General features: G+C 37.8%; 17 protein-coding genes. 5 read left to right on the forward strand and 12 right to left on the reverse strand.

Going from position 1 to position 19,876, the window contains the following annotated elements; translation table 11 throughout:
- The first annotated feature begins 80 nt into the window (after window positions 1–80).
- The 3 genes from JFU50_RS05405 to JFU50_RS05415 all read left to right on the forward strand — a co-directional run bounded on the left by JFU50_RS05405 (window position 81) and on the right by JFU50_RS05415 (window position 3,001).
- A complete protein-coding gene (locus tag JFU50_RS05405) occupies window positions 81–1,472 on the forward strand; it encodes a sigma-54 interaction domain-containing protein (RefSeq protein WP_201225017.1) in 1,392 nt (463 codons plus the stop codon).
- 491 nt (window positions 1,473–1,963) lie between these two features.
- Entirely contained in the window at window positions 1,964–2,470 is a 507-nt protein-coding gene (locus tag JFU50_RS05410; RefSeq protein ID WP_201182494.1) for a hypothetical protein, read from the forward strand.
- Window positions 2,471–2,488: 18 nt separating this feature from the next.
- Window positions 2,489–3,001, forward strand: a complete 513-nt coding sequence (locus tag JFU50_RS05415; protein WP_242485327.1) for a hypothetical protein — start codon at window positions 2,489–2,491, stop codon at window positions 2,999–3,001.
- A gap of 180 nt (window positions 3,002–3,181) precedes the next feature.
- On the opposite strand, the gene JFU50_RS31930 is transcribed toward JFU50_RS05415, so the two are convergent.
- From JFU50_RS31930 to JFU50_RS05425, 3 genes are all read right to left on the reverse strand, one after another.
- On the reverse strand, window positions 3,182–3,640 hold the full coding sequence (locus JFU50_RS31930) for an RNA-guided endonuclease TnpB family protein (RefSeq protein WP_446728135.1): 459 nt from the start codon (window positions 3,638–3,640) through the stop codon (window positions 3,182–3,184).
- 4 nt (window positions 3,641–3,644) lie between these two features.
- Window positions 3,645–4,382 carry an RNA-guided endonuclease TnpB family protein gene (locus JFU50_RS31935; RefSeq protein ID WP_446728136.1) on the reverse strand — a complete coding sequence of 246 codons (738 nt, stop codon included), beginning with the start codon at window positions 4,380–4,382 and terminating at the stop codon, window positions 3,645–3,647.
- Between the two features lie 305 nt (window positions 4,383–4,687).
- A complete protein-coding gene (locus tag JFU50_RS05425; RefSeq protein ID WP_201221983.1) occupies window positions 4,688–5,392 on the reverse strand; it encodes a YjjG family noncanonical pyrimidine nucleotidase in 705 nt (234 codons plus the stop codon).
- Between the two features lie 519 nt (window positions 5,393–5,911).
- On the opposite strand from JFU50_RS05425, the gene JFU50_RS05430 reads away from it, so the two are divergent.
- A complete protein-coding gene (locus JFU50_RS05430; protein ID WP_342366343.1) occupies window positions 5,912–6,262 on the forward strand; it encodes a VanZ family protein in 351 nt (116 codons plus the stop codon).
- 257 nt (window positions 6,263–6,519) lie between these two features.
- On the opposite strand, the gene JFU50_RS05435 is transcribed toward JFU50_RS05430, so the two are convergent.
- The 4 genes from JFU50_RS05435 to garR all read right to left on the reverse strand — a co-directional run bounded on the left by JFU50_RS05435 (window position 6,520) and on the right by garR (window position 11,167).
- Complete coding sequence (locus JFU50_RS05435) at window positions 6,520–7,839, reverse strand: gluconate:H+ symporter (RefSeq protein ID WP_201221985.1); 1,320 nt, start codon at window positions 7,837–7,839, stop codon at window positions 6,520–6,522.
- 87 nt (window positions 7,840–7,926) lie between these two features.
- On the reverse strand, window positions 7,927–8,763 hold the full coding sequence (locus JFU50_RS05440) for a class II fructose-bisphosphate aldolase (protein ID WP_201221987.1): 837 nt from the start codon (window positions 8,761–8,763) through the stop codon (window positions 7,927–7,929).
- A 66-nt stretch (window positions 8,764–8,829) separates the two neighbouring features.
- Window positions 8,830–10,269, reverse strand: coding sequence for a four-carbon acid sugar kinase family protein (locus JFU50_RS05445; RefSeq protein WP_201225019.1), 1,440 nt, complete (start codon window positions 10,267–10,269; stop codon window positions 8,830–8,832).
- A 7-nt stretch (window positions 10,270–10,276) separates the two neighbouring features.
- Window positions 10,277–11,167 (reverse strand): 2-hydroxy-3-oxopropionate reductase, encoded by an 891-nt coding sequence (gene garR / locus JFU50_RS05450; RefSeq protein ID WP_201221989.1) that lies wholly within the window; start codon window positions 11,165–11,167, stop codon window positions 10,277–10,279.
- Window positions 11,168–11,424: 257 nt separating this feature from the next.
- Between garR and JFU50_RS05455 the strand changes: the two genes are divergently transcribed.
- Complete coding sequence (locus JFU50_RS05455; protein ID WP_201221991.1) at window positions 11,425–12,069, forward strand: GntR family transcriptional regulator; 645 nt, start codon at window positions 11,425–11,427, stop codon at window positions 12,067–12,069.
- 79 nt (window positions 12,070–12,148) lie between these two features.
- Here JFU50_RS05455 and tnpB read toward each other — a convergent pair whose 3' ends face one another.
- The 5 genes from tnpB to JFU50_RS05480 all read right to left on the reverse strand — a co-directional run bounded on the left by tnpB (window position 12,149) and on the right by JFU50_RS05480 (window position 19,723).
- Window positions 12,149–13,354 carry an IS200/IS605 family element RNA-guided endonuclease TnpB gene (gene tnpB / locus JFU50_RS05460; protein ID WP_201221993.1) on the reverse strand — a complete coding sequence of 402 codons (1,206 nt, stop codon included), beginning with the start codon at window positions 13,352–13,354 and terminating at the stop codon, window positions 12,149–12,151.
- Between the two features lie 531 nt (window positions 13,355–13,885).
- The gene (locus tag JFU50_RS05465; RefSeq protein WP_201221995.1) at window positions 13,886–15,406 is read right to left on the reverse strand and encodes a CoA-acylating methylmalonate-semialdehyde dehydrogenase; all 1,521 of its coding nucleotides are present in this window, start codon (window positions 15,404–15,406) and stop codon (window positions 13,886–13,888) included.
- Between the two features lie 11 nt (window positions 15,407–15,417).
- Window positions 15,418–16,338 (reverse strand): NAD(P)-dependent oxidoreductase, encoded by a 921-nt coding sequence (locus tag JFU50_RS05470; RefSeq protein ID WP_201221997.1) that lies wholly within the window; start codon window positions 16,336–16,338, stop codon window positions 15,418–15,420.
- Window positions 16,339–16,372: 34 nt separating this feature from the next.
- On the reverse strand, window positions 16,373–17,707 hold the full coding sequence (locus JFU50_RS05475) for a GntP family permease (protein WP_201221999.1): 1,335 nt from the start codon (window positions 17,705–17,707) through the stop codon (window positions 16,373–16,375).
- Between the two features lie 168 nt (window positions 17,708–17,875).
- Entirely contained in the window at window positions 17,876–19,723 is a 1,848-nt protein-coding gene (locus JFU50_RS05480; RefSeq protein ID WP_201222001.1) for a sigma-54-dependent Fis family transcriptional regulator, read from the reverse strand.
- Window positions 19,724–19,876: the final 153 nt, after the last annotated feature.

A 19,876-nucleotide genomic window follows, 5' to 3' on the forward strand; every position in this document is an offset into this window, starting at 1 on the left:
TTTGATTATTCGCTCTTTTCGATTAATATTTTAATCAACACCTATAAAAATAAAAGGAGGCGAACGTATTGGATGATAGAATGCTTGAGCAGGAGTTAAAAAAAATTATCGAAACATCGAATAATAACATTACAATTACAGACGAAAAAGGTATCATTTTATACTCCAATCCAAAACTCTGGGAGATTTATGGTATGGAACCTGCCTCATACATCGGTACATCTGTATATCAATTAGAAAAAGAGGGACTTCTCACACCATCTATCAATGCACTCGTTTTAAAAGAAAAAAAAGCGATGCGTATTATGCAGCATACACAAACAGGGCATGTTGTCATGTCAACAGGCTATCCCATTTTTAATAAAGAAGGCCTTCTCGTTAGGGTAATTAGCTATGGCCAGGATCAAACCGAGATATTGCAATTGCAGGAACAATACGAGCAATTACAACGAATAGTAAAAGGCTATCAAACAGAAGTCGAGGATTTAAGGGAAAAAGAACTAGATTACCACGATATGATTGCTAGAAGTAATGCAACCAAGCAGATTTTAAAAACGATCCACAATGTTGCTAAAACAGATGCCACGATTCTTTTATTAGGACCATCAGGGGTAGGGAAAAGTACATTTGCACGCTCTGTTCATAATCAAAGCAATCGAAGGAAAGAACCCTTTATTGAGGTGAATTGCAGCACAATACCGGAAAGTTTGTTTGAATCAGAGATATTTGGCTATGAACCAGGTTCTTTTACAGGAGCAAACAAACAAGGAATGCAGGGGCTGATTGAACAAGCTGACAGTGGTACTCTTTTTTTAGATGAAATCGGGGAACTTCCACTTGCCATGCAGGCTAAATTATTGAAAGTGTTACAAGAAAAAAAAATAAAGCGCATCGGTGGAAAAAAAGAAAGCCTTATTAACTTCCGGCTAATCGCAGCAACAAATCAGGATTTGAAGGGGATGGTAAGTGAGGGAAAGTTTAGATTAGACTTGTTTTATCGTTTGAATGTGATACCTATCCAAATTCCTGCATTACATGAACGTAAAGAAGATATACCGCTCTTAATTCAACATTACTTACAGAAAACAAATGATAAATACCAGAAATTAAAAAAATTCCATCCAACGACTTATGAAGTATTGACTCATTATCAATGGCCAGGAAATATACGCGAATTAGAAAATTTAATTGAACAGTTAATTCTGATCATTGAGGAACCCATTATATTTCCCAAACACCTTCCCCAAGCCATCACAGGACAAATAGAACAAACAGAAAATTCCTCTTCCCAAACAATCGAGCAGGAATCAGACGAGAATCACGATCTAAAGAAGACTTTAGAAAAGGTTGAATTACAACTGATTACTAAAGCATACAAACAATGTAAAACCACTTACGAAATGGCAGAATATTTGGGAGTTAGCCAGCCTACAGTCATCTATAAATTAAAGAAATATAAGAAGTACTTTTGAATGATATCTTGTTACAACTCTTCTTAATTCAGCCCTATAAAAATTAATTTTTTCAAGCAACTACTCCCTGTCTCCGAGCTTGCGTGTGTGGTAATTCGGATTAGAATAAGAGTGACCATGAACTTGTTATCATTCTGATATGACACATAAAGAATGAATAGCAAAGAAGAATACTGAATGTAAATTGATATAAAAAATTTACATTCACATACATATTTTGAGTAAAAGAAAAGCCTTGCAGGCGGGTAACCAATCCAGAACTTCTGCAAGGCTTTTTTCTTTTTGGGTAGTGCTGAAAAAAGGGCATGGTCTGCTATTTTGTTTTAAATCTAGTCCAGTTGACTCAAAAACTTCCGACTAATTATTTTTGAATACATTGAAATATAATCTTATTCAAGGGAGTATATTTCTTAACAGTAGAGCAAGATCATTAGTTTCAAGATTTAGGATTTAAAATCCTATTCATATAATGCTAAGGAGGAAACAAATGAATGACATCTACTTTTACGGGGATGAATTCCAATCAAAGGGATTTTTATCTTGAAGCCATTGATAATACCTTAGAAAAAGGTCTAGCTGCTAAAGAAGTTGTCTGTTCCATTACCACAGGATTTCGAGATATTCCATCCATCCGGACTGCACCAGGGCTTAATCCTTACCACGCTTCAGTAGCTGATATTGGCTACGGATTTGATGCAGTACGTGGAACAATCATGAGGATACATCAAGGAGAATCCATTTCTCTTGCAAAGGATATGCTTGTGTTTGAACTGGATACACTACGTATTAGCGAAAAACAATTAAACCCTAATTTTGAACTAGCAGTAAAAGGTGCGAAGCCGGACACTTTTTATTTGATTGAACAAAGTAGATATTTAAACCGCCAAATCGCAGAATCAATCAAAGAAGCGATACGTCTCGGCAAAGCCTTTCTTGGACCTGAATGGAAGATCAGTCGTGCAAGAATCCAGAATATTCAAGCAATCCCACGTCTATAGGAAGGAGAGAAGAGCATATTGCCTAATTCACAACCCATGGAAATAAGTATGGAAGATCACCAACATTTGATGGAATGGTGGAAAACAACGGAGTCAGCTAAAATAGTGGTTCAACATTTAATTTCGTTGATAAGTGAACTTCGGTTGCACCCAGAATCCAGTCACGCGGATGGAATGGTTCTTTTTTATCGGGCCGCTTCCGAGATTTCATACGGTTACGCCGGGACACGAGGATGCATCCGAAGGGCTTTTACAAGTGAATATTCTTATGCACTTCGGAAAAATATGGTGATGTGTCACAGCTTCGCACAAAAATATTCAGTTGATACGAAAGTTCTCCTTGAGCGTGTAGCAAAGCAAGTCACAGGACCAAACGCCCTACAATTGATAGACCGTATAAGGGGGGAATTAATTGAAAATGACGTGATGTTAAATGAAATGGCTAAAAGAGCTCAAGCTTTCTTTGGAAAAGAACCCTTCCAGTCCATTCAAATGGAAGTGAAGCAATCTAATACCTTGCCAAGAGAATAGCCTGACGCTACGCAACCCTATCTAAAAAAATAGGAGCCGATGATTCTTAAACTTAAGGAAATCGGCTTATATATAAATCGACACAGGAATTCCTATTTGAACTACCCACCACTTATCGACCTTACGGTCTGATTGAAGTGGGGGATTCCTAAGAACATTAGCCTATCGGCCAATTTTTAATTAGGCTACTCCCGTAGTTCCTACGGTTAGAAGCCTTATGGCTTCATTCATTAGATTGAGTCCTGCGTTAATATCTCGATCGTGGTGAGTAGAACAAAAAGGACAATCCCATTCACGAAGATTCAGATGTTTAACGTCTTTATTTTGGTAACCGCAGCTAGAACACAATTGGCTAGAAGCAAACGTTTTAGATACGGTCACGATTTGTTTACCATACCAGTTTGCTTTGTATTCCAACATTTTTTTGAATTGGTACCAAGATACTTCACTAATAGCTTTAGCTAGTTTGTGATTTTTCATCATATTCGACACTTGCAAGTCTTCCATTCCAATAACATCGTGGTTTTTGATGATTTTGGTAGAAACTTTATGTAAGTAATCCATTCGGGCATTTGAAATTTTTTCGTGTAGGATAGCCACTTTTCGTTTTTGTTTTTGATAGTTTTTAGCTTCAGCCAATGGTTTATTTTGAGGCTATTTCTTGTCGCCTTGAAAGAATCCGTTGTGCTTTGGCCAATTTCTTTTCGACCGTCCGGAAGAATTTTGGGTTTTGATAGACCGTACCATCTGAAAGAATAGCAAAGTTTTTCAAACCAACATCTACACCGCACGAACGATTCGTTTTAGGAAGTACTTGTACATTAGTTTCGGCTAAAACGGAAATGAAATATTTACCCGAAGGGTTCCGCCTGATTGTGGCATTGATTATTCGCCCTTCGACTTCGCGGCTTTTAGCAAAACGAACTAGACCGAGTTTTGGCAATTTGATTTTGTTTCCAACAATTCCAATATTCCCATTCGTATGTTTAGTCGTATAGGACTGGATAGGATTCTTTTTCGATTTGAAGCGTGGTGACTTATTTTGCTTTTTATAATATCGACTATAGGAATCTGCTAAATTTTCCACCGATTTCTGTAAGGCAATACTGTCTACTTCTTTCAGGAAAGAATCCTCTTTCTTTAAAGCTGGAAGTTCTTTGATTGTTGCGTATTTATCCAGAAAAGAACCTTCCCATTCATTAGAGGGTAATTGGCCGTTCTGCTTCATTTCTTCACAAATATACCAGTAGGCATCTTTCTCCTTTTGTTTGCCTAAAAAGAAGTTAAAGACAAAACGGGAGCAGCCGATCGTTTTATTGATTAGAGCTAGTTGTTCTTTAGTTGGATAGATTCGAAATTTATAAGCTTTGTTTACGACCATTGGTTTCACCCCCTTATAGTTATTATTAACCACCGAACGTACGTTTGTAAAAAGATTACTTTGGCTTATGCCAACCGCCATTCATCTCCCCCTTACCGTTGTGCTCTCGCCCTTCACACGCTTGAAGAGGGAGTCTTCTGGCGGGAAATGATAAAAAGCTAACACACCCATACTTGTTTTAGTCATTTCTTATCTTGCTTATAATTAGAAAAACAGGTAATCAATCTTTCCTGTTATACTCCCAAAAATCTAACATTCTACTGTCAGAATAAACTCTTCCAATCAACTCTTTTTAAAAGGTTCACTTAAAATCTCTCCACTACTTTACTTTCTACAACCTGCATAATATCTATCAGCTTCCAGATTTCATATGTTGGCTTAATTCCTAGATTATTTTCCTTTCGGTGCGGATTGAACCAACAGGTGTCAATCCCGTAATCTATTCCTCCTTGAATATCGGAGGTCAAAGAGTCGCCCACAATTAAAACTTTAGCTTTGTCTGTAATCTGTAACTTAGAGAACGCGTAATCGAAAATACCCTTTGCAGGTTTCTGGAATCCCGCCTCTTGAGAAATTATAATATGCTCAAAAGTATTGCTAAGAGGAGAACCGCCAATTCTTGATGTCTGCACATCGGTGAATCCATTAGTAATAATAGCTAGACGACAATCTGCTAGATTCTCGCAAACTTCCACAGCTCCCTGTATAAGATGGATTTCCTTACTCAAATAGTTAAGATACACACGGCTGAACATCTCTGCCTCGATGTCAAGCTCATGCTTGAGGAACAACCTCTTAAATCTCTCCACTCCTAGATCTGATAGATTAGTAAGTCCCTGTTCCAATTCTCTCCATAATACCCTACTAATCTCTTGATAACAGGCTTCATAATCCTTGACTCCTGTAGGTAAACCGAACTCAAGGAAGGCTCCATTTAGTGCCCTTTTTTCCGATATACTAAAGTCTAATAATGTATCATCAACATCGAACAATATAACCTCGTATTTCATTAGTACCTCCATTATTCATTACCGACATGTTTGAACAACTATCTCAATCACTTTTCATAAAAATAACATGAATTAGCTACCTTTTTTATTAATTCCATCCATTGAACAAAATTAGGGAAAATGACCAAGAAACAAATTTCAAATGGTAACTTATAAACAGAAAATATTCTAGTGGCTATTTCATCTCCTAGTGATTTTAGCTGCTAGGAAAAATAATGACAAAGTAGCTCCTGTTTTTTGGAGCTACTTTTTTCTCTATATATTGTAAATACAATATTTAGTGTACAATAGTTCCATCTAAATTTTCACATATTCCGTTAGATTGTGGTAAACAACTTATATTCATTGATTTAGGTTAAGTGGGGAACTATGTGCTTAGTAATTATGTATATAAAGCACATGATAGGATATATGATTGTTGCACTACCTTTTTTTAATAGATAGATTAATTTTTATTAAAAAACACAAAAACAAATAAAAGTTTAAAATGAGGTAGTTTTAACAATTTTCGTCTTATATATTGTTGGTTTAACCTCACAAACAGTCATTCCTAGATGGGATATGGGGATTATTAGTAATACAGGTGAACTCTATTTTGATTTATCAAGTGATATTTCAAAAAAGAATTTAATACCTTTTCACACTCTCTATCAATATTTTTTTGAATTAAATGCGAATGTAGACGATTGGGGCAGTATATCACTTTTGAATATTTCTGCAAATATGCTTTTATTTTCACCAATGGGTTTTTTCGTGCCGTTAATCTGGGAAAGATGGGTTTCTTTTAAAAAAATATTTTTGTTAGGTCTAAGTGTCACTTGTATAGCTGAAGTTTTTCAATTTTTTGTAGCACAGATATTGACGATGTAATTTTAAATACAGTGGGTGTGATAATAGGCTATTGGGGTATTTTATTTCTTAAAAAACTTAAAGTAAGGGATAAGAAAAAAGACTAGCTGGACATGGTAATATCCAACGAAAAGTAAATACTTAAAGGATTCATATAGTAACCTGGTGGATTCTTTGTCGAAATTATGGATGAGAATAAAGGAATTCTTGTTGAACCATAAAAAAATCCCTATCCTTTCTATAACTTTATAGAAAGAATAGGGTTTTTCTATTTTCTATTATAAGAACATATTGATGATGAGTACACCAGCCAGTCCTACTAGGGAAATAATGGTGACCATAACGGACCAGGTTTTAATGGTTTTACCTATTGTAAGGTTAAAGTATTCCTTGTAAATCCAAAAACCTGCATCATTCACATGAGAGAAAGTTATACTTCCTGCACCAGCAGCTAAAACCATAAGTTCTGGACTCACACCTGTGGCCCCGACAAGCGGTGCTGCAATCCCAGCCGCAGTCATACCAGCTACGGTGGCAGACCCAATTGCTACCCTTAGGATAGCAGCTATTAGCCAAGTAAGGATTAATGGAGAAAGCGTTGATTCAGCCATGATACCTGCGATATATTGATCAATATGACTGTCTATCAGTACTTGTTTGAACGCACCGCCACCAGCTATGATTAATAGAATCATAGCTATTCCGCTGACCGAGTCTGTAAGGGATTTCATGATTTCATTCATTTTTTTACCTCGATTAAGACCAAAGGTAAAAATGGCAAGAATAACAGAGATTAAAAGAGCCACAGCCGGATTACCTATAAAATCAACAACTGGCATAATCGATGATTTAGGCATAAAGATTTCTACAAACACTTTAATTGCTATCAGAATCACCGGCATGAGGGATGTAAGAAGACTGGTTACAAACCCTGGCATTTCTTCCTCTTTAAATTCTTTAGGATTAAATAGCTCTTTTGGAATATCCGCTTCCAAATCTTCTTTCTTAAACAATTTCGTAAATAACGGCCCACCAATAATAATGGCAGGGATCGCAATGATGATCCCGTATATTAAGGTCTTACCCAAATTTGCCTCAAATACACTGGCTACCGCTGTTGGTCCTGGATGTGGAGGAACAAATCCATGCATCGTGATAAGAGCAGCTATAACAGGCATACCGATATACAATACAGGTACTCCTGCTGCAATAGCAATCGTAAATACTAATGGAATTAAAACGACGACTCCTGTTTCAAAGAAAAGGGCGATCCCAACAACAGAAGCTGTAAGAACAGCAGCTAGTTGAACTCTCTTTTTCCCAAATGCTTTGATGAGTGTCATCGCTATTCGTTGGGCCCCACCAGAATCGGTCATCAACTTACCGAGTATCGCCCCAAAGACGATGATTATAGTGAGATTACCCAGCGTTCCACCCAAACCACTTTGGATGGATGCCATTGCAGCATTCGGTGTCATTCCTTCCATGATCCCCACTACTAAGGAAACAATAAGCAAGGATATGAAAGCGTTTAATTTAAAAGCAAGCATTAATACTAGCAATAGGGCAACCCCTATACAGATAGATAATATCGGCATTTTTTATCCCCCTTGTCTTTTAAGTGAGAGTTGGCTGCTGCTGCTCCAGCATCAACCAACTCTTTCACTTCTCTTCTATATCACGTCTTAATTTTGAAGCAAACGAACAAATTTCGTCATGACCGGTTCCATCGCTTCTTGCATACCCGCCATAATAGCCGATAGATGAGCCGCCTTCTGTTCCTGTTCAAAAGCCTGATTTAAATACGAGGTGGCCGCCAACGATACCTCTGTATTTACATTTACTTTGCATATCCCTCTTGCAACAGCCTGCTTGATAATCTCATCTGGTGTACCAGATCCTCCATGAAGAACGAGAGGGATACCAACTAGCTGGCGAATCTCCTCTAATAGATCTAGGTCAATATTCGGTTTTCCCGTGTACATCCCGTGTACTGTTCCGATTGAGGCAGCCAGAAAATCGACGTCTGTTTCCTCGACAAACTCTTTAGCAGACTTTGGATCTGTCAATGTGCCGTCTCCTTCTTCTTCATCTGAAAAAGCGCCGCGGGCAACCGATCCAATTTCAGCTTCTACACTGACACCCGCCATATGTGCAATCTCCGTGATTTCTTTTGTATGGCGGATATTTTCCGCAAGCTCATATTTTGAACCATCATACATGACCGATGTAAAACCGCACCTGATTGCACGAATAATCGATTCCTTTTCATACGCATGATCAAGGTGAAGTGAAACTGGAACGGAAGATTTCCCTGCGAGTGTTTTTACTAATGCTGCAAAGCCTTCCACATCGACCGTATCAAAATATCGCTCTCCTAGAGCAATGATAACCGGATGATTTTCTTTTTCTGCAACAGTAATCGCTGCCTGTACGGTTTCGAGATTATATACATTAAACGCAGCAACACCATATTTCCCATTTTGTGCTGCAGAAAGAATTTCTTTCGTATTGACAAGCATGCCTATGCCGCCTTTCTATTTGTATTCGCTTACAATCACCCTTGTAAGCGGCAAATGCCGCTCAACTTACTGATGCAGCAGTTCTGCCACTTCTTTTAAGGTTGTTCTTGACCCAACATTTCCAGGAAAAATCACATAAGCTATCCCAGGAAATTTGCTTTCGCTCCCAGTCAACCAGACCGGAATACCAGGCTTTATTTGACCAGCTACCGTTGCTCGCTTAACGCTAAGGCCATTCGTCCCTATATCACTTGAAGTAATGCCGCCTTTGGCAATAATAAAACTTGGACGTACTTCAAGATGCTTGACGATGCTTGTCACAGCATCGGAAATCTTCACTGACAGCTTCAATTCTTCTTCTTTTTTGTTTTCACCAAGATCAAGACGCTCCCGCTTCGTATATACTGCAACCGTTTGGCCTTTACGAATAAGTTGCTCGCTCGTCTCTATAATCCGTTGAATTTCCGCTTCAAACTTATCCGGATACAGCACGAGGTGGACATCGAATTCGATGAACTCAATGAAATTACATGTTTGAAGAGCTTCAAATTGCTCCGTTGTTTTTTTCACATGTGAGCCAATCATAATCAGACCGCCATGATCAGAATGGTCTTTCATAAGTTCTTCTTTCGTTAAAAGTGCTTTGTCACTCACGCCTCCGATGATTTTTGTTAAAGCCGCTGCACTCCGGAACATGAAATGCTTGCCTGCTTTTAGGGCTCGGATTAATGCAATCACCACGACTTTTGCATCAACATATTCAACCGCATTAACAATGATCTTATTAAAATCTTTAACTGCCATCAGTTGACTAACTAATCCATCAATATCAAGATCCCGAATGCTTTCTAGCGACAGATACACAGCATCTTCCGCTTTAAATGCTCCGTTTGACTTTTCTTCTGCCCATTCACCGAGATGCGACGATTTGTAACCAAATGTCCTGTCTTTCGCAAATTCAGTTTCACCAGCCGGCACTAAGTCATGTTCATCCTGCACGTAATGAATGTTATTAATCGTAAAGCGACCGCCTTCTTTAAAAAAGGGCATGATGACTTCTCCATCAAACTGCATACCTGATTGTGCTTCGACCGTCTCTTTCAACACCTCTGTTTCAAGAGGATAATGACCACGCAGCGTTGAGTCCCCACGACTGATAATGATGAATTCTTTGTTTTGCTTTTCAGCTGTGTGCTGGATGACATTTGCGATTTCCTTATGTGCTTGTTCAGTTTCAGCAGCTGTAAAGCCTCTCGAATTTGTCAAAATGAAAAACATTGAATTCTCTTCAGCGAATCCCGCTTCGATACTTTCAGCCGACCAATCTGTATAAACGGAAATACCGTGAACGGTTTGAACTCCCGTTGGATCATCATCAAGAACGATGATTTTTTTATTGAAATCTTGCAGTTCCTTTGCGAGTAGTTCATTTACAACTATTTCATCCGGAACTGTCGGCAGATTGGCAAATGTATTCTTTACGTTTAAATTGTTTGAATAAGTCACTGTCAATTCACACCCTCCTTACTTCCACGTTTGCCAGTTTTTCATAATACTGCACGATACCGCCATGGTCATCGCCCGCTTTGCCGTCTACTTTAAGCGCATGAAAAATTTCTAGAAGCTGGCTTGATAGTGGAAGTGGAACTCCGATTTCATGAGCTGTTTCCATTACGTTTGTGATGTCTTTTAAATTAATATCAATTCGTCCTCCGGCTACGAAGTTCCTGTCAAGAATAAGAGGTACCTTTGCATCGAGTACAGCGCTTCCAGCAAGACCGCCGCGAATTGCATGGTACATTTTTTCCACATCAATACCCGCTTTTGCTGCAAGAACAAGTGCTTCGGACATAGCCGCGATGTTTAGGTTAACGATAATTTGATTCGCCAATTTTGCTGTGACACCGCTGCCATTCTTGCCAACTAATGTAACATCTGTCCCTATAGAGTGGAGAACATCTTTAACAGATTCGAATACGCTTTCTTTTCCACCAACCATAATCGCCAGCGTCCCGTCGACCGCTTTCGGTTCACCGCCGCTTACCGGAGCATCCATCATTTCAACACCCTGTTTAGCTGCTTCATTTGCAATTTCAACCGATACGACCGGTGAAATAGAGCTCATATCAATGATTACCGTTCCTTCTGTAGCCGTTTCCAAAATACCATTTTCACCAAGCACGACTTGTTTCACATGATGAGAAGCAGGCAGCATCGTAATAATGACATCACATGTCTCACCCATTTCAGTTGGTGTACCTGCTTTTGCCCCTGCTTCTACAAGCGCCTCCACAGTTTGCGTATTAATATCGTAAACAGTTAATTCGTAACCTGCTTTAAGTAAATTAAATGACATTGGTTTTCCCATGATACCCAATCCAATAAATCCAATTTTTTTAGTCAATTCCAATTCCCCCTTCTTCTAATTAACACTTTTAATGTGTTTTTTAGACAAAACTGCTTAAGTGCAGCTACTTTTATATGAGAGGACCTTTTCCCAATTCTCAGTCCAAAACTTGATTTATAAAGCGTTTTCAAAACCTTATAATCGATTGTACACATTTTTTATAATTTTGTATACATTTTTTAAAAAAATGTATACAAAAAAATATACTTTTAAATAACCCTTCTTAAACTTATACTTTAAGGTAAGAACAAATCATGATTCGGGAGACGATTATATTGGTAAAAAAAGATAACGTTCATGCCTATGTACAGGCTTATGAATATATAAGAGATCGGATATTGAACGGAGAATTAGAACGTGGAACGAAGCTGGTCGAGGAAAGGCTAGCAGAAGAAATTGGTATTAGCCGGACGCCAGTGCGTGAATCCATTCGTAAACTCGAACAGGAAGGGCTTATTAAACAAAAACGCGTTGTGAACCCAAGCGATATGGATCTTCGTCATATTTTTCAGGTGCGAATATTACTGGAAGGATTTGCAGCACGCCATTGTGCTAGTTTCATGACGGAAGAAGCGCTTGTAAAGCTCAAAGAGTGCGTGGAAATTGGCAGCACAGGTAATACGGAAGAAGTAATGTCAGCGAATAATGAATTTCATGATATTATTGTAGGCGCAACTAACAATCCTATGATGATCGATATAATTGACCGAATGCAGTCCATTATTTATTTGTTCCGGAAAACAGTTGTCTATCATAAACGGCCGTTTTTGATTGAGGAACATCATGATATTTACAAGGCCATCCTTCTTCATAACGGAGACGAAGCGGAGCGATTAATGAAAGAACACCTGCAGAATGATTTAGAATTTTGTTTAAACCGAATGGAGACACAGCATTGAACTACCCCCCACTTATCGACCTTACGTCTGATTGAAGTGGGGGATTCCTAAGAACATTAGCCTATCGGCCAATTTTTAATTAGGCTACTCCCGTAGTTCCTACGGTTAGAAGCCTTATGGCTTCATTCATTAGATTGAGTCCTGCGTTAATATCTCGATCGTGATGAGTAGAACAAAAAGGACAATCCCATTCACGAAGATTCAGATGTTTAACGTCTTTATTTTGGTAACCGCAGCTAGAACACAATTGGCTAGAAGCAAACGTTTTAGATACGGTCACGATTTGTTTACCATACCATTTTGCTTTGTATTCCAACATTTTTTTGAATTGGTACCAAGATACTTCACTAATAGCTTTAGCTAGTTTGTGATTTTTCATCATATTCGACACTTGCAAGTCTTCCATTCCAATAACATCGTGGTTTTTGATGATTTCGGTAGAAACTTTATGTAAGTAATCCATTCGGGCATTTGAAATTTTTTCGTGTAGGATAGCCACTTTTCGTTTTTGTTTTTGATAGTTTTTGGCTTCAGCCAATGGTTTATTTTGATTCAAGGCTATTTCTTGTCGCCTTGAAAGAATCCGTTGTGCTTGGGTCAATTTCTTTTCGACCGTCCGGAAGAATTTTGGGTTTTGATAGACCGTACCATCTGAAAGAATAGCAAAGTTCTTCAAACCAACATCTACACCGCACGAACGATTCGTTTTAGGAAGTACTTGTACATTGGTTTCGGCTAAAACGGAAATGAAATATTTACCCGAAGGGTTCCGCCTGATTGTGGCATTGATGATTCGCCCTTCGACTTCGCGGCTTTTAGCAAAACGAACTAGACCGAGTTTCGGCAATTTGATTTCGTTTCCAACAATTCCAATATTTCCATTCGTTTGTTTAGTCGTATAGGACTGGATAGGATTCTTTTTCGATTTGAAGCGTGGTGACTTGTTTTGCTTTTTATAATATCGACTATAGGAATCTGCTAAATTTTCCACCGATTTCTGTAAGGCAATACTGTCTACTTCTTTCAGGAAAGAATACTCTTTCTTTAAAGCTGGAAGTTCTTTGATTGTTGCGTATTTATTCAGAAAAGAACCTTTCCATTCATTAGAGGGTAATTGGCCGTTCTGCTTCATTTCTTCACAGATATACCAGTAGGCATCCTTCTCCTTTTGTTTGCCTAAAAAGAAGTTATAGACAAAACGGGAGCAGCCGATCGTTTTATTGATTAGAACTAGTTGTTCTTTAGTTGGATAGATTCGAAATTTATAAGCTTTGTTTACGACCATTGGTTTCACCCCCTTATAGTTATTATTAACCATCGAACATATGTTTGTCAAAAGATTACTTTGGCTTATGCCAACCTCCATTCATCTCCCCCTTACCTTTGGGCTCTCGCCCTTCACACGCTTGAAGAGGGAGTCTTCTGGCGGGAAATGATAAAAAACATTTTCCTACCTCATTTAAAAATGTTTTTCCCTTGTAAAACTAAAAATAATAACTAAGCAGAATTTTTATTATTTATCAGTAAGCCATTCATCTTTTAATAAACCGAATACAGTTCTATCAAGGTATTCATTATTCACTTTATCCCTTCATTCTGAATTTTATTGGGATAGCCATACTTTCAAATTAGTGGTCGCAACATTTTCCGACTTAATTCAGTTGTAAATCATTAAATCCGGAAACTTCTAAATCAAAAAGCATCTGCTTAAACAGATGCTTTTTTTGCTAGTTTCTTCTATTATATTTAGAAAATATTTCATATAAAAAATCCCCGTTCGAAAAAGGTCGCTTTTTCGAACGGGGCATTACTTTAATTAATTACTAGGAAAAGAAAAATCCGTTTTATTTTCGATTTCTTTAGATTCAGGCCATCTTTCTGAAACGGTTTTGGTTTTTGTGAAAAAGCGGACGGTGTCTGGGCCAAACATGTGGCCTTCTCCAAATTTTGAACGTTTCCATCCACCAAAGTTGTGATATCCTACTGGGATTGGAATAGGTACGTTTACTCCTACCATCCCTACTTCAATTTGTTCAGAAAATTTTCTAGCAGCAGCACCGCTTTCTGTAAAGATCGTGACACCATTCCCAAATTCGTGATTATTAACTAATGCAATAGCTTCATCTAAGTTATTAACACGTACTACAATACGAGCTGGGCCAAACACTTCATCACGATAAATTTTCATTTCAGGAGTAACATGATCCAACAGTGTTGCTCCTAAATAAAAACCTTTGTTTGTTTCGCAAATTTCTGGATTTCGACCATCCACGCATAATTCTGCGCCTTCTTCAAGACTTTCATCTATATACTTGATGATTGTATTTTTCGATTCTTGAGTAATAACGGCTCCGAAGTCTGCATTCTCGTCGTTATATGCCCCCACTTTTAATTCTTCAACACGAGTTTTTAATTTTGCCACGAATGCTTCAGCTGTTTTTTCGCCAATTGGCATTGCTGCTGAAATTGCCATACAACGTTGGGAAGCCGATCCATACGCAGCACCTAGGAAGGCATTAACCGCTTGATCTAAATCAGCATCAGGCATAATGATCATATGATTCTTTCCGCCACCAAAAGCAGCGACTCGTTTATTATTTCGGCATCCCTCGTGATAAATATATTCAGCTACCCTGGTGGAACCTACAAAAGAGATAGCATGTACTTTTTGATTTTTAAGTATGGCATCAACTGCTTCTTTATCACCATTAATAATGCTCCAAATCCCATCTGGCAAACCAGCTTTTTTCCATAATTCTGAGATGAATAAAGCTGCATTCGGAACACGTTCAGATGGTTTCAAAATCACTGCATTACCACATGCAACCGCCATCGTCGTCATCGCAAGCGGCACCATTGCCGGGAAATTAAATGGAGAGATCGCTGCAACCACACCTAAAGGTTGTTTCATGGAGAAAGCATTGATATTTCCCCCAACATTGACCGAATATTCACCTTTTAACATATGCGGAGCGTTAATAGCGAAATCAACAGATTCAATCCCTCTACTAATTTCCCCTTTTGCATCATCGATCGTTTTCCCATTTTCCAAACCTATTATATTGGCAAGTCTTTCTGTTTCTTCTACTAAAAGACTTCTGAAACGGTGGATGACCTCCACTCTTTTTCCGACAGAGGTATTTTTCCATGCTGTAAATGCCACATGTGCCACATCAACTGTCTCATTCACATCTTCTACAGAAGCATATGGACACAAATTAATTACTTCACCCGTTGAAGGACTATACACATTACCAAAGCGTTCACTTTTGCCCGCTTTCATTTCTCCGCCAATAAAATGTGTTAATTTCTTTGTATCATTTTTAATTGTAGTCATTTTTATTCCTCCTAATTTTTATTAGATACTAAACCATCATTTTTACTTGGGATTATTTCTTTGACCATTAGATATACAGATGCCATATCCTGCTCGCCATATCCTTTTTCCACAGCCTCGGAATATAAATCAATTAACTTATCCCCAATTGGCAATGGAGTCTGGTTTTCGTCTGCCATTTGTTTTGCCAGCTTTAAATCTTTTAATAAGAGATTTGTTGAAAAACCTGGATTAAAGTTGTTTTGTGCAATATGCCCTTTATAGTTTCTTTCATATATTCTGCTTTGACCGAAACTAACACTTAAAACATCATAAATCGTATCTGCTTTCACGCCCATTTGTTCTCCAAGGGCAACAGCCTCTGCGACAGCTTGTGTATAAAAACCAATCATTAAGTTATTTAATAGTTTAATAACGGTCCCCACACCCACACTTTCACCTAAATGAAATGGATTGTCACCCAATACTCTCAGTAATGGCAGAGCTTGTTCATAAACCTTTTTGTCTCCACCCACCATGATCGTTAGGGTGCCATTTACTGCCCCAGAAACGCTTCCACTTACTGGTGCTCCAAGATAGTCGATTCCTTTTTCCTTGGTAATGGCATATATCTTTTCATTTAATTGAGGAGAAATGGTACTAAAATCAATAATAGTTAGAGCAGAATCTGCGTTTTCAACGATTCCACCATCTCCTAAGTAGACTTTCTCAACAATTTGTGGAGTAGGAAGACTTGTCATGACAATGTCTACTTGCTTAGCCAAAAGCTCAGTAGGGACACCTATTTTTCCACCATCTTGTGAAAACTTCTTTTCTGCATCAGAATTTGTATCCACACCGTAAACGGTATATCCAGCTTTCACAAGATTAGTAGCCATGGGCAGTCCCATATTTCCTAAACCAATAAAAGCTATTGTTTGAAATTCCTTCATATAGTTCCCTCCATATTTATTAATTGTTTTCATGTTAATAAAAAATTGTATATAACAAGACCGCTAAAACCAATGCGATCATTGGAACAACAACACTCAGAATAAAAATTGGCTTATAAGCCCGTTTATGTGTCTCATTACTTACTACTCTAATGGTTGTGACCACATAACCGTTATGCGGAAGCGAATCAAGTCCACCAGAAGCAAGTGACGAAATACGGTGCATTGCCCCTGGATCTAACCCTTGTGCATTATAAAGAGGAGCCAAAATTGGAAGTGCGATTCCCAGTCCACCTGATGCTGAGCCTGTAACACCAGCAATAATCGTCACAGCAGCCGCTAATCCTGCGTATGCCATTCCAGGCATACCAACAAGCGAATCTACTATATATGTAAATGCTTGTGACTCTTTTGCAACTGCACCGAAACCAACAACTCCACAGATATTCGCAGTTGCAATGATAGCGTTTTCACTTCCTTTACCAAAAATCATGCCATATTTCCGGGTATATTTATTCATCAGTACAAGCCCAACGATGACCCCTAAAAATAAAGCCACTAACGCTGCACCAGTTGGAGAAAGAAACTTTGACATGATATTCAAAACAATGACTACTACAACCAAGGGTAAAATGGCAATCAGAATATTCGGTAATTTTTCATCCTTTTTCATTTCTACCGTAGCTGCTGTTTCTGCTAATGCTGCTCCATCCGTTTCCGAATTCGGCAAATTGAAAAACTCTCCATCTTTCACTGCTTTAGAGACCATGCTCTTAAGCCAAAAACCACCTAGAATCATGATAAATACAGCAATGATAACACCAATCAAACCACCTGCTGTTGGCTGAGTATTAAAGAATTCCATAGGTATCAAATTCTGAACTTCTGGTGATCCTGGTGAAGTCATTGAGAATGAGATAGATCCAAATACAATAGCACCTGGAATAAATCGATGAGGCAGATTTGCTGCTTTAAATAAAGAGACTGCAATTGGATATACCGAAAATGCGACGATGGCAATACTTACTCCACCATAGGTCATCAAAGCACAAGCTGTAACAACAGCAAACACCGCTCGGTTAGCGCCTACTTTGATTTTTATCCATTCTGCAATTGCGTCTGCAGCTTTCGTTTCTTCCATCACCTTTCCAAACACAGCTCCAAGTAAATATACTAGAAACCATGAAGCAAAATATCCGGTGAACCCATCCATGTAATTAACTGTAAGCGCTTTCTCTAAAGGCAACCGGCTTGTTAATGCTAGGATTGCTGAAGATACTAATGCAGCAATGATGATATTGACTCCTCGCATAGTAAAAATAATTAATAAAATTAAGGCGGCAAAAAATCCTATAAAGCTAATGACCATTTAGCACCTCCACCATTATTTAGTTTTTTTGATTCGACTCTTACCTATAAACAATGCAATAACTGTGCCACATTTGATTTATGTGAAAACACACAATTATTTTAAATTCCTAATAAAAAACTGTATAACTTATTATACAGTTGTAAAATATTTTGTTCAGTTGTCTAATCAAGTAGACAATTCTATGTTATATTCCTTCAATTTATTGTATAAAGTAGCTCTTGAGATCCCTAATTTTTTTGCTGCACGTGTTTTATTTCCCTTTTCTTCTTTAATAATTAGAAGTAATAATTCTTTTTCCTTATTTAATCCTGCATTTTTAAGGCTTTCAAATGAGTTAAAACTTTCAAGTTTCGTTTTTTCCATTGTTATGAATTCTGGAATCTGCCTTTTTTGTCTTTGTTCTAAAAAATAGCGCTGAAAATCATCAAAATAAATATCATGGCCTTCTACCAATGTAACTAGCCTTTCTATTACATTCACCAGCTCCCTGATATTTCCTGGCCAATCATACTCCATCATAGTCGCTACCGTTTCTCTACTAATCTCTTTAGATGGTATCTTATATTTTTTACAAATTAATTTAATAAAGTGACCAATAAGAAGTGGAATATCATTTTTCCTTTCCCTTAAAGGTGGAATATAGATGGGAATGACATTCAAACGATAATAAAGATCTTCTCGGAATTTATTTTCTTTTATCATATCCTCGATTGGACGGTTGGTCGCAGCAATAAGTCGGAAATCGACAGAAATAGGCTTTGATCCACCAACTGGTTCTACTTCTCTTTCTTGCAGGACACGTAATATCTTTGATTGCATATGTAAAGGCATATCACCAATCTCATCGAGAAAAAGGGTCCCTTTGTGCGCTAAAAGAAACTTCCCTGGTTTCCCTTTTTTCTTTGAACCAGTAAAAGCCCCTTCTTCGTAACCAAATAGCTCCGATTCTAATAATTGTTCAGGTATAGAAGCACAGTTAACACTGATAAAAGGACCTCCGCTGTAATTACTAAGGGAGTGGATTGCCTGGGTAAATATCTCTTTTCCTACTCCACTTTCACCCGTTATCAATATGGATGCAGGTGACTTTGCTGCACGACGAGCAATGTTTTTTGCATGTGCAAAGCTTTCACTCTCACCAATGACTTGAGCAAAGGTTATTGGATCCTCTTTTGGAGGCTGTTGTTCAATATTAATGTTAGAAAGTGAAGGATTTTTTGTGACTTGTAAGTCCTGGATTCTATCAAATATCCTATATAATTCAGATACCCCTTGAAAAACGAGTATCCCTATCCCACCGATTATTTCATTATTCCTCCAAATAGGAATACGATGAGCAACCACTTCCTGTCCTTGCAAAAATTGAACTTGATTCCGTTCTGGAATTCCGGTTTGAAGAACAATATGTAAGCGGGTTCCTTCTATTACACTTACTACATGTTGACCAATAGCTGCGCCTTGTTCCACCCCAAGATAACTACTATATGCTTTATTAATCATTTTGACGAAACCATTTTTATCAACTACAATAATACCTTCATAAATATTATCAAAACAAACATTGAACCATTCTACCTTAGTTTCTAGCAAGTTCATTTTGTGATAGGTTTGGGCAAGAACTTCTAAAATTTCATGCTGAGTCAACACACCTATCAAAATATTTTGATTATTAACAACAGGAACACTAGCTTTAGTCAGTGGCGAAATGTCTGATAATATTTCTTGAAAGGAAAGCGGTTTAATCCTCCGGTCATAATGTATTTCGATTGACTCATCTAGGCAAGTGTCTTTTAACAAGGATTGCATAATCATAGATAAAGATAATACACCAAGAAAATGTTGATGTTCATCAACAACCGGTACCTCATTCAATTGATTCTTTATAAGAAGCTCCGCTGCATCTTTTAACGTAGTGGTATTACGCAAAAAAACAAAATCCGTTTTCATCCAGCGCGCAACTTCTAATTCGTCTCGCTGAAAATGCTCTTTATGTTCTACTAAATTATGTCTCATTGTTTCCCCTCCCCCAAAAATATAATATTTGGTAGATACATTCTATCTTTTTGTAAAATAATCACATATATCCAAATAATATCATCCCTTCTTGCCCAAGTGAGTTTTAACTCTAGACGTATTTTGATAGTCGAAGCATAAGCATATATGCAC

It is taken from the genome of Peribacillus sp. TH14 (genome assembly GCF_016651145.1).
GTDB lineage: Bacteria > Bacillota > Bacilli > Bacillales > DSM-1321 > Peribacillus > Peribacillus butanolivorans.